Raw genomic sequence first — 19,756 nt, 5'->3', positions numbered from 1 at the left:
AATTGATTATGTAGCTTATCCTAGCATATTTTTTAATCGTGAACAGGTTCTAAGAAATTTATCATTAGGTTTTATTCAAGAAAGTGATTTCAGCGTAATAAAACATTTAATTAAATTAAAGAAACTGGATTTACATGATAACCCACTTAATGATATTTCTTTCTTGATAAATTTATCTGAATTAAAGCATTTAGATTTATCATTTTGTGAGATTGATAACATAGAAGCATTAAAAGATCTTTCAAATTTAAATTATTTAGATCTGACAGAAAACTTTATCTCAGAATTTCCATTTTCCATGAAATTAAGGTCATTAGAAGAACTGCATTTATCTATTAATCTTATTGAAAACGGTGAAAATTTAGGTAATTTAAGTAATTTAAAGTTATTGGATATATCAAGTAATAAAATTAGTGACATAAGTTTCATCAAAAAATTAACCAATTTAACAAGTTTATATGTAAGCAATAATCCGACAGTTGATGTACATTGCATTGGTAGTTTGAAAAAACTTGAGAAACTAGATATTAGTAATACTTATTACGATTCTGAAAGTATTCAATTTTTAAAAGAACAACTCCCAAACTGCGAAATAATTTTTTAAGACCCCAAAATGCAAACCGAAGCTCTATTTGACAACATCGCCCACCGCATCGGACAAGAACTCACCCAAGCCAACCAATCCATCTACATTGCCGTTGCATGGTTCACCAACCCACGCCTATTTGACGTACTACTTACCAAAGCCAAACAAGGCATCACCGTCCAACTACTCATCAGTAACGACCCAATCAACCAACAAAGCCCTATCGACTACAGCGGGCTTAACATCGGCAACTCAGTTGCATACATGATAGGCGACGGCAAAGACGACTTAATGCATAACAAATTTTGTGTCATCGACGAATACACCGTCATTAACGGCTCATACAACTGGAGCAAAAAAGCCGAACGCAACCACGAAAATATCATTATCACCACAGGCGACAGCGTCCTTGCCCAGTCCTTTATCAAGCAATTCAAAAAAATCCGTCATAGCTACTTCGATCACCAAGACCATATCCCCGATTTACCACTCGACAAAATCATCAAACGCCTAGAAATACTAAAAAACTACGTCATCTTAGAAGACCTAGACGACATCACCCGAGAAACCGCCAAACTTCAAGTCTTTAGCTTTCAACAGGACATCAACCAAATAACTCATGCGTTACAATTGCATCAATTTAGCACCGCTATTGGGTTAATAGATGATTTTATCAAAAACCACCAAGCCATTGTTATTTACAATGATATTGACTTAGTGGCTCTAAAACTTGAGATTCGACAACTTGAGCATCAGTTAAACGCTTACGATAATGAGAAAATTGAGCTTGAAAAATTACTAAGTGAATTTAATTATAGACATACTAAAGAATTAGGCTCATATATTAGTAGACTCTTACATTTACGTAAATTGTCGTGCGAAAATGACCCAGAAGCCTATGCTGAAGCTGTCCAAGACGAAGCTGAATATCACGAACAAATTGAAATTGAAAAGGCCAAAACCATTTTTGAACTAGACGCACAACAACGCAAAGACTTAAAAAAAGCCTATCGCAAAGCCAGTCAAATTTGCCATCCAGACCGAGTGAGCGAAGACATGAAAGATGTTGCCGAACAGCTTTTTATTCAGCTCAACCAAGCCTATGAACAAAATGATATTGCGACAGTCAATAAAATCTTGGCAGAACTCGAACAAGGCATTTTCGCCCCACGCTCCGAAACAGTCAGCGAAAAATCACAACTACAAGCCATTATCACTCAGCTAAAATTTAAAATTAGCCAAATTGAAACTGAGATTTTTGAGTTAAAAGACGATGAAACTTACCAAACGATTAGCGAAATTGATGATTGGGATGAGTATTTTAACCAAACCAAAGAACAGCTAATTGATGAAATCGTCAGGTTAGAGCAAAAATTGAAGGAAGCAAAACCATTTTTTGGCTTTTTTAAAAGTTAAGTTATAGAAACTATAGTTAAACCTATATTATAATGAACACAATTTAAATTTTCATAGATAGTGCCATGCCGAACCTATACGACCAAGACCTAAGAAAGCGCACCATCGCCTACTGGCAAGAAACGAACAGCAAAAGTAAAACCGCTCGTACCTTTGGTATCTGTCGCAATACCCTAGACAGTTGGATAGATTTGTATCAAGAACAAGGTAATACCCAGCCTAAAAAAGCACAACCAACCGGCGTAAAACACATCATAACCGACCTTATTGCTTTTGAACAATACGTCAAATCTCAGGAATTTGACACCGCTAAACAGCTACGAGAACAATATTTAAAAGACCATCCTGATGTCAGTATATCCTACAATGCGTTTGTCGATACCTTGCATCGTATCAACTGGACATTTAAAAAAAGACCTTTACCTTTAAAGAAGCCGACCCTGTAAAACAACAAGGTTTTAGCGTATGTTTAGCTATCATGGCGTTTTGGTTTGGGTTATCCAATATCTTATTCATGGATGAAACAGGCTTTTACCAAAGACAAAGTTATCAGCGTAGTTGGTCACCTGTTGGCAAACCCTGCTATGCTAAAATTGAGGCCAACAAAGGTAAACGGTTAAATCTAATTGGTGCAATGAGTATGGCTGAATTTAAACTGATTGCGCCTGTGACCTTTGAAGGTGGGTGTAAGCGTGATACGGTAGAAAATTGGCTTCACACGCTTGGTCAATCTTTGCCTAAACATGAACTCGACAGCTACCCACAGCGTTTTTTAATCATGGATAATGCAAGGTTTCATCGGGGTGGCAATTTAAATCAGATTGCTAAACAATATAATTTAACCTTGTTATACTTACCGCCATATTCCCCTGAGTTAAATCCTGTAGAGAATAAGTGGGCGGTAGTGAAGCAAAATGTGCAACTGTCTATGAGTCAGTTTGAGTCACTCAATGACTGTGTTATTCATTGTTCAGTTTAATTTAGGATTTACTATATATAAATTACTGAACGCATTGCCGCACTTCTAAGAACCCCGTAATAATTCAACACAAAAACCGTATTTAACCGTTGGCAGAAAATCGCTATTCTCTGCCAACTTTTCAATCAAAATCAAACTTTCTATGTACGACTTCGTATTCCAAGACATCAAAACTCATATCGTTAGCTTCACAGGCTTAGAGCGAGATGCCCTACATATTTATGTCGGTATTGGGGTATTTCTTATCACAAGTCTACTTTTTAAAAATCACCGCTACCGTTGGTTTATTGCCTTATTCACGGTGATTGCTGCTGCCAGCATGGGTGAAGTGCTAGACAGACATGACCAACTTATAATTGACAAGCACTGGTACTGGCAAGGCAGTGTGCATGATATAGTAAACACCTGCTTTTTCCCGACCCTTTTTACCTTGATACTCACCTTTACCCATTTTTTTGAGCGAAACATCGCCCAAACTCATGGTTCAAAACGTTAATTGGGTATCAACTTTTAGCAAACTTTTGGTTCAATCTTGGCAAACTCAGCGATTCGGGGTAAAGTAATCTCATTTTTAACAGTGTTTTTAAAATCCCAGTATTTTAAAATTCGTTCTCTCGCATGTATGGACAGCCAACCCCTTATGAATCCGCAATTACAACTTTTGCATCCTTATCCATTTGCCAAGATGGCAACCTTGCTACAAGGCATCACCCCAAACCCAGACTATGCCCCGATTAAACTGGGTATCGGTGAGCCGCAGCACACACCGCCACAGTTTGTGTTAGACGTCATCAAAGACAATTTGGCTAAAATCCAAAATTACCCCACCACCAACGGTTTGCCCGAGCTGCGCCAAGCGATTGCCGATTGGGTACAGCGCCGTTTTCAGGTCAAACAATTAAATGCCGACACCCAAGTGTTACCGGTGATGGGTACACGTGAGGCGCTATTTAGTTTTGTGCAAGCGGCGTTTAACCGTGAGGATAGCAAACGACCTTACGTGGTGATGCCCAATCCGTTTTATCAGATTTATGAAGGGGCGACGCTGCTCGCTGGTGGACAGCCGTATTTTGTCAATTGTACTGCCGACAATAACTTTGTCGGTGACTATGACAGCGTGCCAAGCGAGGTTTGGGAAAAAACCCAACTGGTCTTTGTGTGTAGTCCAAACAACCCAACTGGCTCGGTGATGGATATGGCGCAGTGGCAACGTCTGGTTGAGCTATCGGATAAATACGGCTTTATCCTAGCCAGTGACGAGTGCTACAGTGAGCTGTACTTTGATACGCCACCAATTGGACTACTTGACGTCTGCGCCAAACTCGGACGCGATGATTTTGCCAATTGCGTGGTGTTTCATTCGCTGTCAAAACGCTCCAATCTACCTGGCATGCGCTCAGGATTTGTGGCAGGTGATGCCAAGCTACTAGCGCCGTATGCCCAGTACCGCACTTATCAAGGCTGCGCGATGCCGATTCATCATCAGCTCGCTTCGATTACCGCGTGGCAAGATGAAGTCCATGTGGAAGAAAACCGCAAACTATATCGCCAAAAGTTTGATTTGTGGATGGACAAGCTGTCAGACAAATTACCGCTACGCCGCCCTGATGCCGGTTTTTATTTTTGGTTGCCGGTACAAGATGATGAGCAGTTTGTCAAAGTGATTTATGAACAGCTAAATATCCATGCGCTTGCAGGGCGTTACCTATCTCGTGATACGCCCTCATACCAAAAGAACAGCGGTAACGCTGGTAAAAACCATGTGCGGATGGCATTGGTTGCAGATATCGCACAAAGCAGCGAGGCGATTGACCGATTGCTGAGCTTAGACTTATCAAATTTGGTGTGATTTTTCATAAAAAAAGTGATGGCTAGCTACCATCACTTTTTTTGACTTTTTGTAAGCCTTTAGCTTGTAAAGATTCAGCGTGCAACGACGGCTAGTCTTCAAGATTTTTTAGCAAGGTACTGACCTGTGCCAAGCGTTTGCGTTTTTGGTGGATATCATGGCTGACAAAGATATCATCGGTTTCTGGCAGCATAAACCAATCTGGGTGGCGAAAAGTGTTCTCAATATCTTGTAAGCCACTTTCCCAGTGTTCTTGCATGGTTGAGCCGCTAAACTCATAGTCTTTATAGCCGCGCTCGTAAGTCTTTTTGTGATAAATCAGATGAATCACGTTTTTGACACCGACTTCCGTCATTTCGCGGGCTTTGTTGACGCACAGTTCTTCAACTTTATCAATTTTGGCATCGTCATCGATGATTTTGAGTAACTCTTTGATAAGGCGCGTATAACGCAGCTTTTGCGCCATAAAGTCAGTAACCATGCGGGTTTTGCTAGAGTATTGAATGTCTTTGATGCGCTCGTCAATCTCCATCATATTCTCTGGCACCGTGCCCTTGGCATTCCACAAATCCACTTGGAAAATCAATTGCTTGAGGTGCTCTTCATGGCTTAAGATTTCATTGAGTGGTGTGTTGGACACCAGTCCGCCATCCCAATAATACTCCCCATCAATCTCAACCGCTGGAAAACCTGGCGGCAGTGCGCCCGATGCGATGAAGTGATCGTAGCGCAGTTCTTCATTTTCATTGCTAAAAATAGCAAAATTACCGTTACGCACATTGACCGCAGACACCGATACTTTCATCCGATTGACGTCATTGACAAGTTTTAAGTCACAATAACGCTCAAGGGTCTCGCGCAGCTTGTCGGTGGTATAATAACTTAAGTGATTGGGGGTGGTGTCATACGGCACAAAATAACGCGGTTTAAAAAAGCCACGCTGTCCTTCAATCATGGTTTGCCAAGCCTCAGCGGTAGATTCCATCACCCGCAGCTGCTGCTTTAAAAAGCCATTTTCAAATATCCAAGGCATAAAATGGCTTACCATATCAATCCTGCTGAGTTTATCGAGCTCATTGGCCGTTTGACGGTAGACATTCAGCCCTGCAGGGGTGTAGTTACGATGGGTGATGGTGTTCCAAAACCCTTGCAGCGCCGCCAAGCGGTTCTCTGGACGGTTACCTGCGATAATGGCGGTATTGAGCGCGCCGATTGAAATACCTGAGATACGGTCGATTTTGATGCCTTGTTTATGCAGCCCTTCATAAATCCCTGCTTGGTAGGCACCGAGCGCACCGCCACCTTGGAGCAGCAACGACACGCTATCGTATTGTTTGACCAATTCTTTGAGCGGTGGTGTGCCTTGTGGGGTGGGTTGATTGGGGTTTGGGTTTGGTGGCTCTATCGCCGTGATTGGTGATGAAGTATCAGTTACCGGCTGGGGTGGTTGCGCAGTTGTGGGAATAGTTTTTCTAGTTGACATAGTAATCTCATCATCCATAAATATATTGTTTTTTTATCTAGTATAGAAGATATATCACTCAAGTATTGTAGCAAGATTTTATAGCGACAAAATGATATATGCGTGACTTTTTTGATGATTTTGTCATTCATGAGCCTTCGATTAAACATCTACATTGTTTCTTAAATATCTATGTTGTATCAAGGTGAATACGTGCAATTTTAAAAAACTGACTTCTAGTAAAAAAAGCGGCTCAATCATTGTTGTATTTAGAACGTAGGTATTTAGAGCGGAGATATTTGAAGCCTAAATATCTGGAGCCTAAATATCTGGAGCCTAGATATTTAGAGCCTATGCGCTACGCCCGTATCTTTTTAGCTAACAATTTGCCGTTTAAATGGACAGTTAATCGCCCAAATGCACGTCTTTGACAATCACTTGCTGATGGATGGGGAAATTACCGAGCGTCGCCCCTGCTTTGCGGTCAGCAAAATAATGTTGCAGCGTTTCAATGACATTTTGGAACGCCAAGTCTTCCCAAGGAATGTCTTCTTCGGCAAACAGCGCGCATTCTAGACTCTCGATGCCCACCCCAAATTTGCCATCTTTGAGCGAGCCGATAAACATCACATGAATCTGTCCGATATCGGGTATGTCGTATAGACAATATAACTCTAATCCACTGCCGATAGCTTCGGCTTCTTCAAAACACTCACGATTGCCCCCATCTTTCATGGTCTCGCCAAGCTCCATAAAGCCTGCGGGCAACGTCCAATAACCGTGCCGCGGTTCAATCGCGCGGCGACAGAGCAAAACTTTATCTTCATGGATGAGTAAACAGCCATTGATGACTTTGGGGTTTTCGTAATGGATGTAGCCACAAGACGGGCATACAATGCGCGGCAGACTGTCCATCGGCGGGATTTTGGTTTCGGCTAGATGACCGCATTGCAGGCAGTAAGGCATGGTATTTTCCTATTATTTTTATGTTTTGTGAGATGAAAGTCGTTTTAAGTATGGTAGCATTGATTGCAGGTTTTTACATGATAAAAATGAGTTGAGCAGCCGATTATGAGAAAGTTTAGCTAAGTATCTAGCTTAGGTATTTAGCTGGGTATTAAGTTTGGGATTATTAGCAGGTTGTAGCGCGCCGCATACCCAGCCTAGTATGCAAAAACCTGTCTCAGCTATGCCAGCATTACCGCTTGATAGTGATATCGACAATAGACAATGAGTTTTAGATAAATTCGGTCAACTCAAAGCGCCCTATAAACATTGCGAAATTGCCCATTAAATTTTGATGAATTAAAAAATATGTCCACAACTAGATTTCAAAGTCCTTTACTGAACCAACTGGCAGAGCGAATCGCTAAACTGCCATTCGACCCCACGCCGCAGCCGTATTCGGTACTCATCGCCATTACCAATGAAGCTGAGCCAAAAGTTTTGTACTCGTTGCGCGCTTCGGATATGCGAGAACATGCCGGCGAAGTATCATTTGCAGGTGGCAGACGCGAAGACACAGACGATAGCAACCAAGCTACCGCGTTACGAGAAACGCATGAGGAAACCGGTATTCATCCCAGTCAAGTGACTGTGTTGGGCGAATTACCCCTACAATTTGCCAAAAGCGGTAGACCTGTCAAGCCGATTGTGGGGGTGATACCACCCAGCGTTAACCTTGTGCCAGAGATGTGCGAAATTGCAAGGCTATTTTGGGCGGATTTAGCCACGCTTATTCGCCAGCCGACTATCGATTATGCGTATGATTTGGGTCGCCAAGTGATGGTATCACCCAGCTTTATCATTGATGGCGAGACCGTGTGGGGCTTGACTGGGCGCATCACCGCAAGCCTACTAGAAATGGGATTCGACCGCCAGATTGATTGGTATTTTAATGTTCACGATAAATAGCCAATCAACCACAAACCAATCACTGCAGCGCTGTCCACGCTAGCATTTCATCCAGCACAGCTTTGGCATTGCTATTATTTTTGACATTGTCGGCATTAATCATCCCAACCACTGCATACCATTTTCCTGATTTGCCTTGAACATAGCCTGCCATGCTGGTGACATTATCGAGCGTGCCTGTTTTGATCCAAGCATGCCCAATGGCAGGGTTATTTGGCTGGCGCAATTTCAGCGCTTTGATGGTACCCGACTCGCCTGCCACGCCCAACGAATCACGATAAACCGTAAAATTGGGTGAATGATAAGCCAGAGTTAGCAGCGCTAACATACTATTGGGCGCCACGCGGCAATCACGGCATAAACCTGAGGCTCTAGTCATCACAGGGGGCTGTGCTTGGGGCAGCTTTTGTTGCCACCACTGGTGGATGTAGGCAAAGGTTTTTGGATAAGTACTGATACGCTGCTTGTCGGCATACAGCGGTAGCGACAAGGCGATTTGTTCTGTCATCACATTGTTGGAGTGCTGATTGATGTCTTTGATTTGCTCATGCAATGGATTGGAGGCGACATAGCCAACCAATTTTGGGGTCAAGGGTTTGCCAAAGTATTTTAGGTATAAGCGAATATACCAAGGTAGCGCTTGCGGTATCGCCTTGGCTTGCTGCATATAGGGCACTGCAGGGTTGGCAAATTCAATATTCCCTGTAAAATTTGGCAAGATTTTTTGCCAGTCGGCGATGATTTGTTGTTTAACCAGTACATCTCCATCAGGAAACGTCAGATAGCGCTTTTGCTCACCACAGAAGGCGGACGCGGTTTGGTGAAAGCTCAATCCTGTGGACGTCAATGTCCCAATCCAATCGTCTTGGTTGTTATTGCAAGGCGCTTGACTGGCTTTAAGTGTTGTAGGCATAGTAAAGTTTGCCAGCGCAGGCTTTAGACTGACTTGATACGCCGCTACGTCTTTGGGATTAATCGAGGGTTTGCTTTGGATTTGCTCAAGATTTGCCGCGGGATTGTCGATATCTGTCGAAGCTGATGTTGTGGGTTGCGTGACACTGCTGGTATTAGGTTTTACGACCGGTGCGGCATTGGGTTTTGGCAGTGGCACTAAATCCACTTCCACCGTACCAAAATTGGTCAACAAAGCATTGGGCTGGGCATTATAAGGACGTAAGCCTTTACCATCAAACGCATTAACATCAAAATCCACCCCTTGAAACTGCTGATTGTCGATGATTAAATTGCCTTGTACTTGCTGAATACCCTGTGCTTTAATCATGGCAAGCAGTTGGTACAAGCGCTCGTTTTCCAGTTTTGGGTCACCACTGCCCTGCACAATCACATCGCCATAAAGCGTGCCTTTCCACACAAAACCATGCTGATACAATTTGGTTTGCCAAACAAAATCTTTGCCCAAACTATCGAGCGCCACATAAGTGGCAATCAGTTTTTGCGTAGATGCAGGGGTGCGTGGCACATCAGCATTATAACTAAACAAAGGCGTTTGGGGCGCAGTCGACGCTGCATTTTGCGGATTGTCCGTTAACGGTTGTACCACCATGCTCAGGCTATCGGTCGGAATATTGGCTTGGGCAAGTTTGGCTTGAATCGCTTGAGGTAGCTTGTTGACTGGATCGCGCTGACCCATGACTGCATGGCTTTGCTTGGTCACTGGGTCAGTGTTCATCGGCGGTACTGGTGTGGTAGCTGACGTATGACCCACCAAGGACAGACAAGCCATCCCTAGCAACAAACCTGTTTTTAAAGACAATAATTGAGTGGCGCGGGTTTGCAGACCCACGGATTGGCGAGAATTTTTCATAACAACAGCAACAATGTGACGAATCTATACTAGGTATCGAATCTTATTAGGCAAAAATAAATTAGGCAAAAATAAGCTGTCACCTTAGCGCTTTTTGCCATAAAAATCCACCTGATTTCATAGCAAATCGGCTAAAATTAAGGCATTTAGACAAACTGCCGTAGCCTTCTGTTGCAATTCTCTACATTTCAATTTTCAGATATTTGCTAAACTGTCGCCTAATTACTACATTGCAGTCACTGCTATTGCCGTTTTGGGTTTCAATCGAGAACGCTGACCCCTTGCTTTGGGGTGTTGGGTCAAAATTATTTAGGTTAAAAAAATTTATGTTAAACAAATCTATCGCCACCTCTGCCATGACTATAGGTGCTATGAGTGTCGTGCTAGCGTTATCTGCATGCTCAAAAAAAGATGACAAAGCCGCAACCACCACCGCTTCGGCGACGACTACCACCACGTCAGCTTCTACGACTACTGCACCTTTGGCAGCATCCCAAGCCATCTCTAGCGCGCCTGCTAGTGCTGCTGCTGTTACCACCACCGCTTCGTCAACCACAACTACTGTCACCACGCCAGCGACTGCAGAAAAAACCGCCAACGTTAGCAGCGCCCCTACAGTTGCCGCCAATAATGCCGCGGCTGCAACACCCAATCTTGCCCTAAAAGCGGATTTGATGCAGTTATTTAAAACCTTAAATGAGCTTGACCGCACTACCCAAGCCAAACAAGCAGAAATGGCAAAAAAAATGCAAAACGCCAAAACGCCTGCTGACCAACAAGCTTTCTTTAAAGAAGTGGTGGCACAGTTAGACTTGCAAAAAGCCACGCTCAACAAACTAAAATTTAATGACCCGCGTGTCGCACAAACCCGCGATAAAATGGTTGAAAGTATCACCAATAGCCGTGCCGGTACGGCGGCTTTAATCAAAAAACCAACGGCAACCCCAGAGACCAATCCAGAAATTGCTAAGTCGATGGAAAAAGCGCAAAAATCTGCCGAAGAAGCCCGTACCATGTTGATGCAATTAACTGAGGAAGCAGGCATCAAACCAAAAGGCGCAGACGCCGCGGCTAGCAAAAAATAAAGTCATTTTTAGATAAAAAACTCTCATGATGAGAGTTTTTTTATGTCGGTTAGCTTTTATGACTTCATAAGCCCGCTATGACTGCATCAAGTGGGTGAATAACATGGCAGTCATAATGGCATCATTGAGGGCATTATGTGCAGGTAATCGCGGGATTTGGTATTCTTCTAGCAGTTGATTGAGGTGTGGTAACTGCCCAACTTGGCTGGGGTCATGTCGATGCTGATTTTGTTGATACAAGCGACTGACATCGACAAGTTTATTAGCCAGTTCCACCCCCAAAAACGGTTTGGTAATGGCATTTAAAAACGCCATATCCATGTCCACACAAAACCCAATTATCGGACGGTTTTTAAGCATTGGCAATAATTGGGTGAGCATCTCGTCATACGATAAGCCATTGTCGACATCTATCGGTCTTAACCCATGAATCACAATGGTGTCGTGGGTGGGCATCACAGGCGGACGGCATACCAAGGACAGCGCGCTATCGGTATCAATCACAAACCCGTTACTTTCTTTGCGTACCTGTACTGCACCGACACTTAAAATATAATCTTGTTTGGCATTAAGCCCGGTCATTTCTAGGTCTAGGCTCACCCACTCATTGGGGACTTTAGATAGCGGGGTATCAAACAGATAAGCATACTCAGGCTTGCTGAGCCGCTGTTTTTGTCGCTCAAGTTTTTGACCGTCGAACAGATTTTTGATGCGATTAAACATGGTTTTTCTCTAGGCAATTAACACTATCTATTTCGTTAAAAAATATCTTTAATTAAAAAATATCTAGGCGATAATGATGGGTAATAAAGGTTTTAAAATCTTTGACCATCGCCAAACATTCTTTTAACAAGTCTTTTTCTAGGGCTGATAAGTGATTGGGATTTACCACTCGCGCTTTTCTATCTTGTGTGGTCAATGCCACATCCAGTCGTTTTGCCATAAAAAAATCCAGTGCTTCTGCCAGATTTTGCGCCATGGTATCATCTAGCACGTGTTGCTGTGCCAGCTGCTGCAGCCGGTTTCTGGTGTTGGTATCAGTGATATGATATTCCAGTGACAAGGCTCGCACGCCATGGACAATCGGGAATATCCCTGCTTTTTTTAGGTCAATATCAGTCTCACTGCCACCGACAAATTTTTGCCACCAACCACTGCTATCGCCAAATTGCAAAATTGGTTTGGCAAAACGGTTGATAAAGTTGCTAGTCGCCACATTTTTCGCGCTGACTTGCCAATGTTTTTGCAGCTGCTCAAAGAGCTTAATATCGCCGCAAACAAAATGCGCATCGACTAAGGTCGCAATCCACATCATATCTTCACTACTGCCACTCACGTACCATGCGGTGATTTGTTTTTCAAAGGCGGTTGAAGTTTTTCGCCAACGCTCGTTGCTAAGCATAATCTTGCCATCACAATAGGGATAACCCATATTCGCCAATGCCTCATTGAACTGCGCGGCATAGCTGGGCAGATTGTCATCTTTAAAACCATTGCGGATAATTAGCGCGTTGTCTTGGTCAGTACGCAAGATTTGTTCACCACGCCCTTCTGAGCCCATTACAAACAGACAGGTATTGTAGAAGGTGATAGCAGGTACAATTAGCTGCCATACCTTGGCGAACACTTGTAAATTCAAGCTTTGCACCATACGGCTGATAACATGGATTTTGATGCCGCTGGCGTGCTGCTCACGGATAAATTTACCAATCAATTCCACCGCCACCGCAACATCCTCTAAGCTCTGCGCTTGCTCAATACGAGCGACGATAAGATTGGAATGGTTGGTTAAAAAGCTCAGTAATTCGGTTTGCCCCAAAATCCCAATGATTTGACCTTGACTGTCAATAATGGGTAAACGGTGGGTACGAGTTTGTAGCATGGTTAGCAAGGCTTCACTGACATCTTGCGATTGATGCACGGTATGGATTTTAAAATTGGTAAAGTCCAGCACAGGCGTAGTGGCAAAATCAACTTTTTGTCCAATCGCTCGGCATACATCGGTTTGGGTAAAAATACCGATGCGCTCGACATACGCTGCGATGGTGGATTTTTCGACGCCTTGTGCGATGAGTTTGTCACGCTCCGCTTCGGTCATTCGCGCTTGTGACTTAACCAAAATATGCTTGATGTCAAATTGGTTCATCGCCATGGTGGCATCGTATAGGGTTGCCGTATCATCGACAAAATGCGGTGGTTTGATATGCTGTCCCAAATTGGCAATCGGTTGATATAGCAGTTTTTGACTTTCACTTTGGGCAAGGCGGGCTTGGTGATGGTTAAGACGGGCAGCGACATCGGCAAACAAGGCGTTTTTTAAGCTGGGATTTTGCTCAGTGATTGCGCTTAGCACTTGGCCATCGATACGGTACATCAGACTTTGCTGCTGGGTGATAAAGTTGAACACACCGTTTTGCCTGACCTTGGTATCAAACCAATCGCCTGCATTTAAGGTAGAAATCAACGCATCACCTTGTAATTGATGAACAAAGCCTTTAAGGAGAATAAAAAAACCCCCTTGCCATCCAGTGGGTATGGGCTGCAAGTTGTCCAAATAGACGATTTTACTGTGCTGCTGCAGATAGGTTCGCTGCTGAGCGCTTAGTGTATCAAACGGGGACTGGTATAGATGTTGTATGTCTAAAGTCTGTATCGTTGAGCCACTCATATCACCATCCTTGTATTGCGGCTAAAAATAAATCTCATGTCCTATGAGTCTTGTTAGATTATAATCAAAGTTGTCTGAGGCAACAATCGTGTTTCAACAAATATCGATGGGTCGTGGTGGTATCTAATTTACACCCGTCAAACATAACAGTATGGGTAATGGGTAAACAGATGAATTATTTAGGTTTTCTTTGTTTTGGCTTAGGGATTTTGACATTAGTCGCGGGTATGCTATGTTTTTTATTATCTAAAGTCAGTAAGGAGCCGCCTGTCAGGTATAAAACCCAACGCATTGCGATGGTGCTATTGCCACTTGCGATTGTACTGCTTGGTATCGGACTTAAATTTAGTATGAGCGTGGTGAATCCTGAGGTATAAATAACTAGCTTTGCTAACTAAACCTAACAACTAGTCTTAACCACAAAATGAAAAATTCAAACATATAATAAAGGTCAGCCTAATATAAGCTGACCTTTAACCTAAATTAACCTAAATTCAAAACAATTAAGTTGGCTTGACAGCGACTAGCACACGGATACTATCAGGAATTAAGGATAAATGACCTAGGGCATGTAAGCCCTGTTCTTGCAAACGTTTTAATTGATTGATTTCTGCGTCTCGTACATTCGGATTGATGGATTGCAAATATTGCAGGCGCTCCACTTCACGCTCATAGCGCTGATTAAATACCTCTTTGGCTTGTTCACTTATCGCAGGTAATTGCTGGTTTGCCAATGCTACTGCTTGCTCATACCGCACTTCGATAATGTCTTTACGCGCTTTGATGACTTGACGCGCTCGGGTTTTGTCCAAACGATGAATATGCGACACAATCATATCAGGCGCAATTTTATCGCTAAAATCAGTCCCTTGCTGGCTTAAAAACACCCGAATGAGCGGCTTTGGCAAAAATGCGGGTAAATTAAGTAGCTTTGGCGCAATCGCTTCAACACGAAAATTGACTTCAACCAATACCAGTCCTTCAGGCATGGCATTACTTTGTAAAGTTGCAACCGTGGTATTACCAAAGGTGCCTGCGTTGACCGTTTCAAAGATACTTTGCATCAAAGGATGCTCATAAGTCATAAATTCCATGTCTTCGCGTAGTAATGCTTGGTCACGCTCAAAGGTCAAGGTCATGCCATCTTCAGGCACTGCCAGTCCTTGTACTTGCACTTCATCACTTGGATGTAGCATCAATGAACCATCACGCTGTCCACTATATTCCATATTGATGGACGACATAAAGCGTTCAAACAAACGTGGCAACATGTGGGTATCATCAAAATCACGCATGGTGTAAGCGATTTTACTGGCGACACGCGGGCGACAAGAATTGTATTCAAGCAGTCTGTCACGTCCTGCTTGCATGGCTGCTTCTAGTGCGAGACGCTGGGCGTTGCCTTCTTCAATCAACTGATCTAAAGTAATTTCTTGACCGTCATCTTCGACTTTTTGCCCTTCAAGTAGGGGTTTTAAATCCACAATAAACTGCTCTTGAACGGTTTGCGCCGTGGGTGAGATTTGGTTAAAAATATTTAGCGCTTCGTTATACCAGCGGTACATACGCTCAGTTGCCGTGCCTTCAACAAAAGGCACATGAATGGTAATCTCGTTTTGCTGACCAATCCGATCGAGGCGACCAATCCGCTGCTCTAATGTATCAGGATTGGCGGGCAAATCAAACAACACCAAATCACTGGCAAATTGAAAATTACGCCCTTCAGAGCCAATTTCAGAAGCCAACAATACTTGCGCGCCTTCAATATCGGCAAAATACGCAGCCGCTTGGTCGCGCTCCAGTAGGGTCATTTGCTCAGTAAAAATCGCGGTTTTAATGCCCGCATGCAATCGTAATACCGCCTCTAAACTCTCAACCGTTGCCCCACTGCGCGCAATCAGCAGCACCTTTTGATGTTTTAAGGTGTTTTTAAGCAAATCAACCAGCCAAGGCACCCGCGGGTCTTGTTCCAGCCAACTGCCATCGGGCTGTAACTCTTCTGGCCATAATTGTTCGCGCAATTTACCTTGAGTTTGATAACTGTCTTGCCAACTTATCGGTAGCGGCAGTGGGTACGCCATTGAGCGCCGACCTTTGAAGCCAGAAATAAGCTCAGACACGCTCTCACGGGTATTGCGAAATAGTACACGTCCAGTACCATGACGATCTAACAATTCATTGATGGCGCGCGCACGACCTTGCTCGTCATCACTGATGTCATGACCTAATAACTGGGCTAATGCTGATTTTTGCTTATCTGACAGCGATTGGTCACTCAATAACACCTCAGCAATTGCGGCGGTTTGCGCAAAATTTTCTTCTGCATCGATAAAGTCGTCTAAATCATTAAAACGATTGGGATCTAACAATCGTAACCGCGCAAAATGACTTTCTAAACCTAACTGCTCAGGGGTTGCTGTGAGCAACAACACACCTGCGGTTTGTTCGGCCAAATCTTCAACCAAATCGTATTTGTCATTACCCCCTTGCTCACTGTCCCAATGCAGATGGTGCGCTTCATCCACAACCAGCAAATCAAACCCCGCTTCCAAGGCTTTTTCATGTAAATCTTCATGGTCGAGTAGCAAATCGATACTGGCAATAATCAACTGCTCAGTCGTAAAAGGGTTTTGCTCAGGGTCATGCTCTGCAATCGCTGCGGTTCTGACCAAATCAAAAATCGCAAACTCCAGATTAAAACGGCGACGCATTTCAATCATCCATTGGTACTGCAAACTATCAGGTACCAAAATCAAAATACGCTCAGATTTGCCGGTGATGAGTTGCTGGTGAATAATCAGACCCGCTTCAATCGTCTTGCCAAGCCCTACCTCATCGGCAAGCAGCACGCGCGGCGCGATACGTTTACCTACTTCATGGGCGATATACAGCTGATGCTCAATAACATCGACACGTGCACCCATCAAGCCTCTTAATGGATGAGACGCCAAATAGGCTTGGGTACGCAGTAGCTCTTGGCGCAGTTCGTACCAATCATTTTGGTGGATACGACTGGCGAGCAAGCGCTCAAGTGGTTTTGCCAAATTAATATTAGCCGCAAGGCGGGTTTCCATAATCGCACGGTCATGACCTTCAACCGAGTATTTATAGACGCCATTGGTCTCTTCAAAATCGCTGACCACATACGATGCGCCATCTTGGTCGTGTATGGTATCCCCTGCTTTGAAAGTCACACGCGACAAAGGCGCCGATGTCTTGGCATACACACGCGTTTCTTCACTTTGCGGGAACAAAATATGCACGCAGCGTTCATCAACGAGCACGACGACGCCCAGCCCCAATTCATTCTCTGTATCCGACAGATAACGTTGTCCAATCGCAAAATCAGTCATACCGCTTAACCATGCTTCCAAATTAGAAATTTAAATGATGAAAAGTAAAACTGTTTATGATAGCAAAAATTACATTTTCAAGTGAATGATTTTGTTGATAGCGGCTGTTTACTCACTCATCATTCGCTACCAACGGACTGACGACTGGCATACCTTCGTTCATGAGCGCTTGTGTGAGCATCTCAATATTATACACCGCGTGACCTTTTACCGTATTTTCAAAGTAAATATACAAGGTATCAAAATTGGCTTGTTGATTGGCAATGGTCTTTGCCCAAGCTTGCATTTCTGTATCCCTGTATCGATAATCATGCCGCTCGGCCGCCGAATGGGCATCCCACCAGTCTAAGTTTTGCCCATGCATGCGTAAATAACCGATGCGGCTAGTAAATAACAGCCGACTGGGCGGTAAACCATGGATATTTGGATAGTCCACACTACACCAAATCAAATTTTGCTGCTGAAAACTGGCGTAAACTTGCGGGATATGCCAGCTTTGGTGGCGAAACTCTATCGCCAATGGCAACCCATCAAACCAACTGGTCAAGGTTGCCAAATACTGACGATGTGCCACCGTTCTATCAAAACCATGCGGAAATTGAATCAATAACGCAGCCAAACAATCTGCCGCTAAAATAGGTTCAATCGCCTGCAAAAAAGCTTGCGCGGTCTCTGCAGTGGCGGTTAATCGGTGGGTAAAATCTTGGTGAATCTTAATCGAAAATTTTAGCTGCCCATTGGATTTTTTGAGCATACCTTCATACGCTTTTCGACCTAAAGGCGCATAAAAGCTACTATTGATTTCAACAGTGGCATAATGACGACTATACTCGGTTAAAAATTCGGTTTTTTTGGTGTCAGCGGGATATAGGATTCCCAAAAAATCCGTATCACTGTATCCCCCTGTTCCGATATAGATGCTCATAGAAAATTGGTTCTACTCAATTGCAAAATTAGCCCATCATTGATTAATAGAAATTAATAAAAGTCGTATATAGCGCCATCATCCATAACAAAAACAGCATCGTCAAGGCTAATAGCTGCGCGGCAGAACCTACATCTTTACCAATCTTTGCCAACGGATGACGTTCTGTCGATGTATGGTCAATCGACGCTTCAATACCGGTATTAAACAACTCAACGATGAGAGAAAAAAACGATGAAAATACCAGTATCATTTTAATCGGCATTATAAAAGGTAAAAAAATCAGCGCAATTAATAAAATGCTATTGAGCCATGCAACCTGTCGAAAAGCCGCTTCATTTTGATACGCCGCAACCAAACCATCTTTTGAGTAACCTGCGGCATTGATGATACGTTTGAGCCCTGTTTTTCCCTTGGTCTGCGCGGCATATCCTTCTAAATGGCTAGCAAATTTATCAGAGCGCTGATTTGAACTAGGTGATGTCATGATGCTAATGGGTTTTAAAAAATTTCCTCATTCTACCATAGATTAATCCTAGAATTTTCACAATATATACTGCCGCGAGCATTGATAGCCCTTGATAAACAAGCTTTGAATCATGGGAATTTAAGTGCAAATAAAATCTATAAATATTGATTGCTATTTTAATGATAATGGCATAAATTCTAAGCTTTCTGCTAGTTTTTTTGCAGCAATCACTCCACCTTGCAATTTTCAGTTAGTGTTGTCACCTTATTTGATGAAAAATCTATGATGAAATTACGCGCCACTTGCCAACTCGATTATCACTTTTCTCAGCCAACCCCTGCGGTGTTTCTACTAAGACCGCAATCAGGGTTAGCACAGCAGATCACTCAAGAAGAATGGCAAGTAACGCCACCCTTACCAGTTACAAGCTATAACGACAATTTTGGTAACTTATGTGACAGGGTTTTATTTCCGATGGGGGATTACCAAGTTAGCCTAACAGTTGAACTATATACTAGCGAATGGATAGATGTCGCACCCGGTATGCCAAAAACACCGATTGAGCAGCTGCCTTCAGATACAATGGTATATTTGTTACCCAGTCGCTATTGTCTGCCAGAATTTCTACTTCAAGAAGTCCAAATGATAACCCAAGATTTTGCCGAAGGTTATGACAAAGCGGCGGCAATTTGCGCCTATATTCACCAAAACTTTACTTACCAATATGGGAGTAGTACAGCAGAGACCACAGCACTAGACACTTGGCAACATAAAAAAGGCGTCTGTCGTGATTTTGCCCATTTGGGTATTAGCCTGTCACGGGCATTAGATATGCCCGCTCGCATGGTGGTTGGCTACTTATATCAACTTGACCCAATGGACTTACATGCATGGTATGAGGTTTTTATTGGCGATCGATGGTACACATTTGACGCCACGCAATCTGCGCCAAAAGGCGGTCGTGTGATTTTAGGTTATGGAAGGGATGCTGCGGATGTTGCTTTTGCGACTTTCTTCGCGCCATTTGAGTTAAAAGATATGAAAGTTAATGTAGAAAAAATCGATTAATTTTGGCATAGATGTTTGAAATGGAAGCCTTTATTAGAAGGCTTTCATCCCAATTTTTTAATTACCAATATTCATAACTTAGATTGTTGCAAACCCACAAAGCAAAAAAACACCCCCTTTAAACGAATAAAGAGGGTGGTTTGGAATAGGGAGCTGA

Annotated in this window: 18 protein-coding genes; 10 read left to right on the top strand and 8 right to left on the bottom strand. The window is 43.3% G+C overall.

The features are described 5' to 3' along the window. From RTL34_RS10710 to dapC, 6 genes are all read left to right on the top strand, one after another. The coding region (locus tag RTL34_RS10710; protein ID WP_312116840.1) for a leucine-rich repeat domain-containing protein at nucleotides 1–604 on the top strand (604 nt) is incomplete at its 5' end. 9 nt (nucleotides 605–613) lie between these two features. Next, nucleotides 614–2,002 (top strand): phospholipase D-like domain-containing protein, encoded by a 1,389-nt coding sequence (locus tag RTL34_RS10705; protein WP_312116838.1) that lies wholly within the window; start codon nucleotides 614–616, stop codon nucleotides 2,000–2,002. A 65-nt stretch (nucleotides 2,003–2,067) separates the two neighbouring features. Continuing rightward, nucleotides 2,068–2,448: a helix-turn-helix domain-containing protein gene (locus RTL34_RS10700; RefSeq protein WP_076775691.1), complete on the top strand. Its 381-nt coding sequence runs from the start codon at nucleotides 2,068–2,070 to the stop codon at nucleotides 2,446–2,448. Nucleotides 2,449–2,480: 32 nt separating this feature from the next. Then, on the top strand, nucleotides 2,481–2,981 hold the full coding sequence (locus tag RTL34_RS10695; RefSeq protein ID WP_050326096.1) for an IS630 family transposase: 501 nt from the start codon (nucleotides 2,481–2,483) through the stop codon (nucleotides 2,979–2,981). 142 nt (nucleotides 2,982–3,123) lie between these two features. Continuing rightward, the gene (locus RTL34_RS10690; protein WP_312116833.1) at nucleotides 3,124–3,477 is read left to right on the top strand and encodes a hypothetical protein; all 354 of its coding nucleotides are present in this window, start codon (nucleotides 3,124–3,126) and stop codon (nucleotides 3,475–3,477) included. 144 nt (nucleotides 3,478–3,621) lie between these two features. After that, on the top strand, nucleotides 3,622–4,830 hold the full coding sequence (gene dapC / locus RTL34_RS10685) for a succinyldiaminopimelate transaminase (RefSeq protein ID WP_312116831.1): 1,209 nt from the start codon (nucleotides 3,622–3,624) through the stop codon (nucleotides 4,828–4,830). Nucleotides 4,831–4,921: 91 nt separating this feature from the next. Here dapC and RTL34_RS10680 read toward each other — a convergent pair whose 3' ends face one another. Further along, nucleotides 4,922–6,313 (bottom strand): patatin-like phospholipase family protein, encoded by a 1,392-nt coding sequence (locus RTL34_RS10680; RefSeq protein ID WP_198510948.1) that lies wholly within the window; start codon nucleotides 6,311–6,313, stop codon nucleotides 4,922–4,924. Between the two features lie 384 nt (nucleotides 6,314–6,697). Next, nucleotides 6,698–7,258: an NUDIX hydrolase gene (locus RTL34_RS10675; RefSeq protein ID WP_060994505.1), complete on the bottom strand. Its 561-nt coding sequence runs from the start codon at nucleotides 7,256–7,258 to the stop codon at nucleotides 6,698–6,700. Nucleotides 7,259–7,606: 348 nt separating this feature from the next. Between RTL34_RS10675 and RTL34_RS10670 the strand changes: the two genes are divergently transcribed. Further along, nucleotides 7,607–8,206: an NUDIX hydrolase gene (locus tag RTL34_RS10670; protein WP_062332248.1), complete on the top strand. Its 600-nt coding sequence runs from the start codon at nucleotides 7,607–7,609 to the stop codon at nucleotides 8,204–8,206. Nucleotides 8,207–8,225: 19 nt separating this feature from the next. Here RTL34_RS10670 and RTL34_RS10665 read toward each other — a convergent pair whose 3' ends face one another. Continuing rightward, nucleotides 8,226–10,031: a D-alanyl-D-alanine carboxypeptidase/D-alanyl-D-alanine-endopeptidase gene (locus RTL34_RS10665; RefSeq protein ID WP_312116822.1), complete on the bottom strand. Its 1,806-nt coding sequence runs from the start codon at nucleotides 10,029–10,031 to the stop codon at nucleotides 8,226–8,228. 326 nt (nucleotides 10,032–10,357) lie between these two features. Here RTL34_RS10665 and RTL34_RS10660 point away from each other — a divergent pair, with 326 nt between their 5' ends. After that, nucleotides 10,358–11,116 carry a hypothetical protein gene (locus tag RTL34_RS10660; RefSeq protein ID WP_312116819.1) on the top strand — a complete coding sequence of 253 codons (759 nt, stop codon included), beginning with the start codon at nucleotides 10,358–10,360 and terminating at the stop codon, nucleotides 11,114–11,116. Nucleotides 11,117–11,191: 75 nt separating this feature from the next. Here RTL34_RS10660 and RTL34_RS10655 read toward each other — a convergent pair whose 3' ends face one another. Together RTL34_RS10655 and RTL34_RS10650 are read right to left on the bottom strand one after the other, a co-directional pair. After that, the gene (locus RTL34_RS10655; protein ID WP_312116816.1) at nucleotides 11,192–11,839 is read right to left on the bottom strand and encodes a 3'-5' exonuclease; all 648 of its coding nucleotides are present in this window, start codon (nucleotides 11,837–11,839) and stop codon (nucleotides 11,192–11,194) included. A gap of 52 nt (nucleotides 11,840–11,891) precedes the next feature. Next, the gene (locus RTL34_RS10650) at nucleotides 11,892–13,784 is read right to left on the bottom strand and encodes a putative nucleotidyltransferase substrate binding domain-containing protein (protein ID WP_312116813.1); all 1,893 of its coding nucleotides are present in this window, start codon (nucleotides 13,782–13,784) and stop codon (nucleotides 11,892–11,894) included. Nucleotides 13,785–13,954: 170 nt separating this feature from the next. Here RTL34_RS10650 and RTL34_RS10645 point away from each other — a divergent pair, with 170 nt between their 5' ends. Then, nucleotides 13,955–14,161 carry a hypothetical protein gene (locus RTL34_RS10645; RefSeq protein ID WP_312116811.1) on the top strand — a complete coding sequence of 69 codons (207 nt, stop codon included), beginning with the start codon at nucleotides 13,955–13,957 and terminating at the stop codon, nucleotides 14,159–14,161. 126 nt (nucleotides 14,162–14,287) lie between these two features. Here the strand turns inward: RTL34_RS10645 and rapA are convergent, their stop codons facing one another. From rapA to RTL34_RS10630, 3 genes are all read right to left on the bottom strand, one after another. Beyond that, a complete protein-coding gene (gene rapA / locus RTL34_RS10640) occupies nucleotides 14,288–17,137 on the bottom strand; it encodes an RNA polymerase-associated protein RapA (protein WP_312116808.1) in 2,850 nt (949 codons plus the stop codon). Between the two features lie 112 nt (nucleotides 17,138–17,249). Beyond that, nucleotides 17,250–18,062, bottom strand: coding sequence for a DUF72 domain-containing protein (locus RTL34_RS10635; RefSeq protein WP_219332154.1), 813 nt, complete (start codon nucleotides 18,060–18,062; stop codon nucleotides 17,250–17,252). A gap of 43 nt (nucleotides 18,063–18,105) precedes the next feature. Continuing rightward, nucleotides 18,106–18,549, bottom strand: coding sequence for a diacylglycerol kinase (locus RTL34_RS10630; protein WP_060994496.1), 444 nt, complete (start codon nucleotides 18,547–18,549; stop codon nucleotides 18,106–18,108). Nucleotides 18,550–18,813: 264 nt separating this feature from the next. On the opposite strand from RTL34_RS10630, the gene RTL34_RS10625 reads away from it, so the two are divergent. Next, a complete protein-coding gene (locus tag RTL34_RS10625; protein ID WP_216635158.1) occupies nucleotides 18,814–19,599 on the top strand; it encodes a transglutaminase-like domain-containing protein in 786 nt (261 codons plus the stop codon). Nucleotides 19,600–19,756 lie beyond the last annotated feature (157 nt).

The sequence above is a fragment of the Moraxella sp. CTOTU47915 genome, assembly GCF_031986685.1.
Lineage (GTDB): Bacteria > Pseudomonadota > Gammaproteobacteria > Pseudomonadales > Moraxellaceae > Faucicola > Faucicola tetraodonis.
Note: the sequence above shows the minus strand (reverse complement) of the source record. Positions and strands in the feature narration are given on the sequence as shown.

Excerpts from the sequence above, each read along its gene's own strand:
- dapC (WP_312116831.1), top strand. The coding sequence starts at position 3,622 with ATGAATCCGCAATTACAACTTTTGCATCCTTATCCATTTGCCAAGATG.
- RTL34_RS10625 (WP_216635158.1), top strand. The coding sequence starts at position 18,814 with ATGATGAAATTACGCGCCACTTGCCAACTCGATTATCACTTTTCTCAG.
- RTL34_RS10630 (WP_060994496.1), bottom strand. The coding sequence starts at position 18,549 with ATGACATCACCTAGTTCAAATCAGCGCTCTGATAAATTTGCTAGCCAT.
- rapA (WP_312116808.1), bottom strand. The coding sequence starts at position 17,137 with ATGACTGATTTTGCGATTGGACAACGTTATCTGTCGGATACAGAGAAT.
- RTL34_RS10665 (WP_312116822.1), bottom strand. The coding sequence starts at position 10,031 with ATGAAAAATTCTCGCCAATCCGTGGGTCTGCAAACCCGCGCCACTCAA.
- RTL34_RS10700 (WP_076775691.1), top strand. The coding sequence starts at position 2,068 with ATGCCGAACCTATACGACCAAGACCTAAGAAAGCGCACCATCGCCTAC.
- RTL34_RS10680 (WP_198510948.1), bottom strand. The coding sequence starts at position 6,313 with ATGTCAACTAGAAAAACTATTCCCACAACTGCGCAACCACCCCAGCCG.
- RTL34_RS10705 (WP_312116838.1), top strand. The coding sequence starts at position 614 with ATGCAAACCGAAGCTCTATTTGACAACATCGCCCACCGCATCGGACAA.
- RTL34_RS10635 (WP_219332154.1), bottom strand. The coding sequence starts at position 18,062 with ATGAGCATCTATATCGGAACAGGGGGATACAGTGATACGGATTTTTTG.
- RTL34_RS10690 (WP_312116833.1), top strand. The coding sequence starts at position 3,124 with ATGTACGACTTCGTATTCCAAGACATCAAAACTCATATCGTTAGCTTC.
- RTL34_RS10670 (WP_062332248.1), top strand. The coding sequence starts at position 7,607 with ATGTCCACAACTAGATTTCAAAGTCCTTTACTGAACCAACTGGCAGAG.
- RTL34_RS10650 (WP_312116813.1), bottom strand. The coding sequence starts at position 13,784 with ATGAGTGGCTCAACGATACAGACTTTAGACATACAACATCTATACCAG.
- RTL34_RS10675 (WP_060994505.1), bottom strand. The coding sequence starts at position 7,258 with ATGCCTTACTGCCTGCAATGCGGTCATCTAGCCGAAACCAAAATCCCG.
- RTL34_RS10695 (WP_050326096.1), top strand. The coding sequence starts at position 2,481 with ATGGCGTTTTGGTTTGGGTTATCCAATATCTTATTCATGGATGAAACA.
- RTL34_RS10660 (WP_312116819.1), top strand. The coding sequence starts at position 10,358 with ATGTTAAACAAATCTATCGCCACCTCTGCCATGACTATAGGTGCTATG.
- RTL34_RS10645 (WP_312116811.1), top strand. The coding sequence starts at position 13,955 with ATGAATTATTTAGGTTTTCTTTGTTTTGGCTTAGGGATTTTGACATTA.
- RTL34_RS10655 (WP_312116816.1), bottom strand. The coding sequence starts at position 11,839 with ATGTTTAATCGCATCAAAAATCTGTTCGACGGTCAAAAACTTGAGCGA.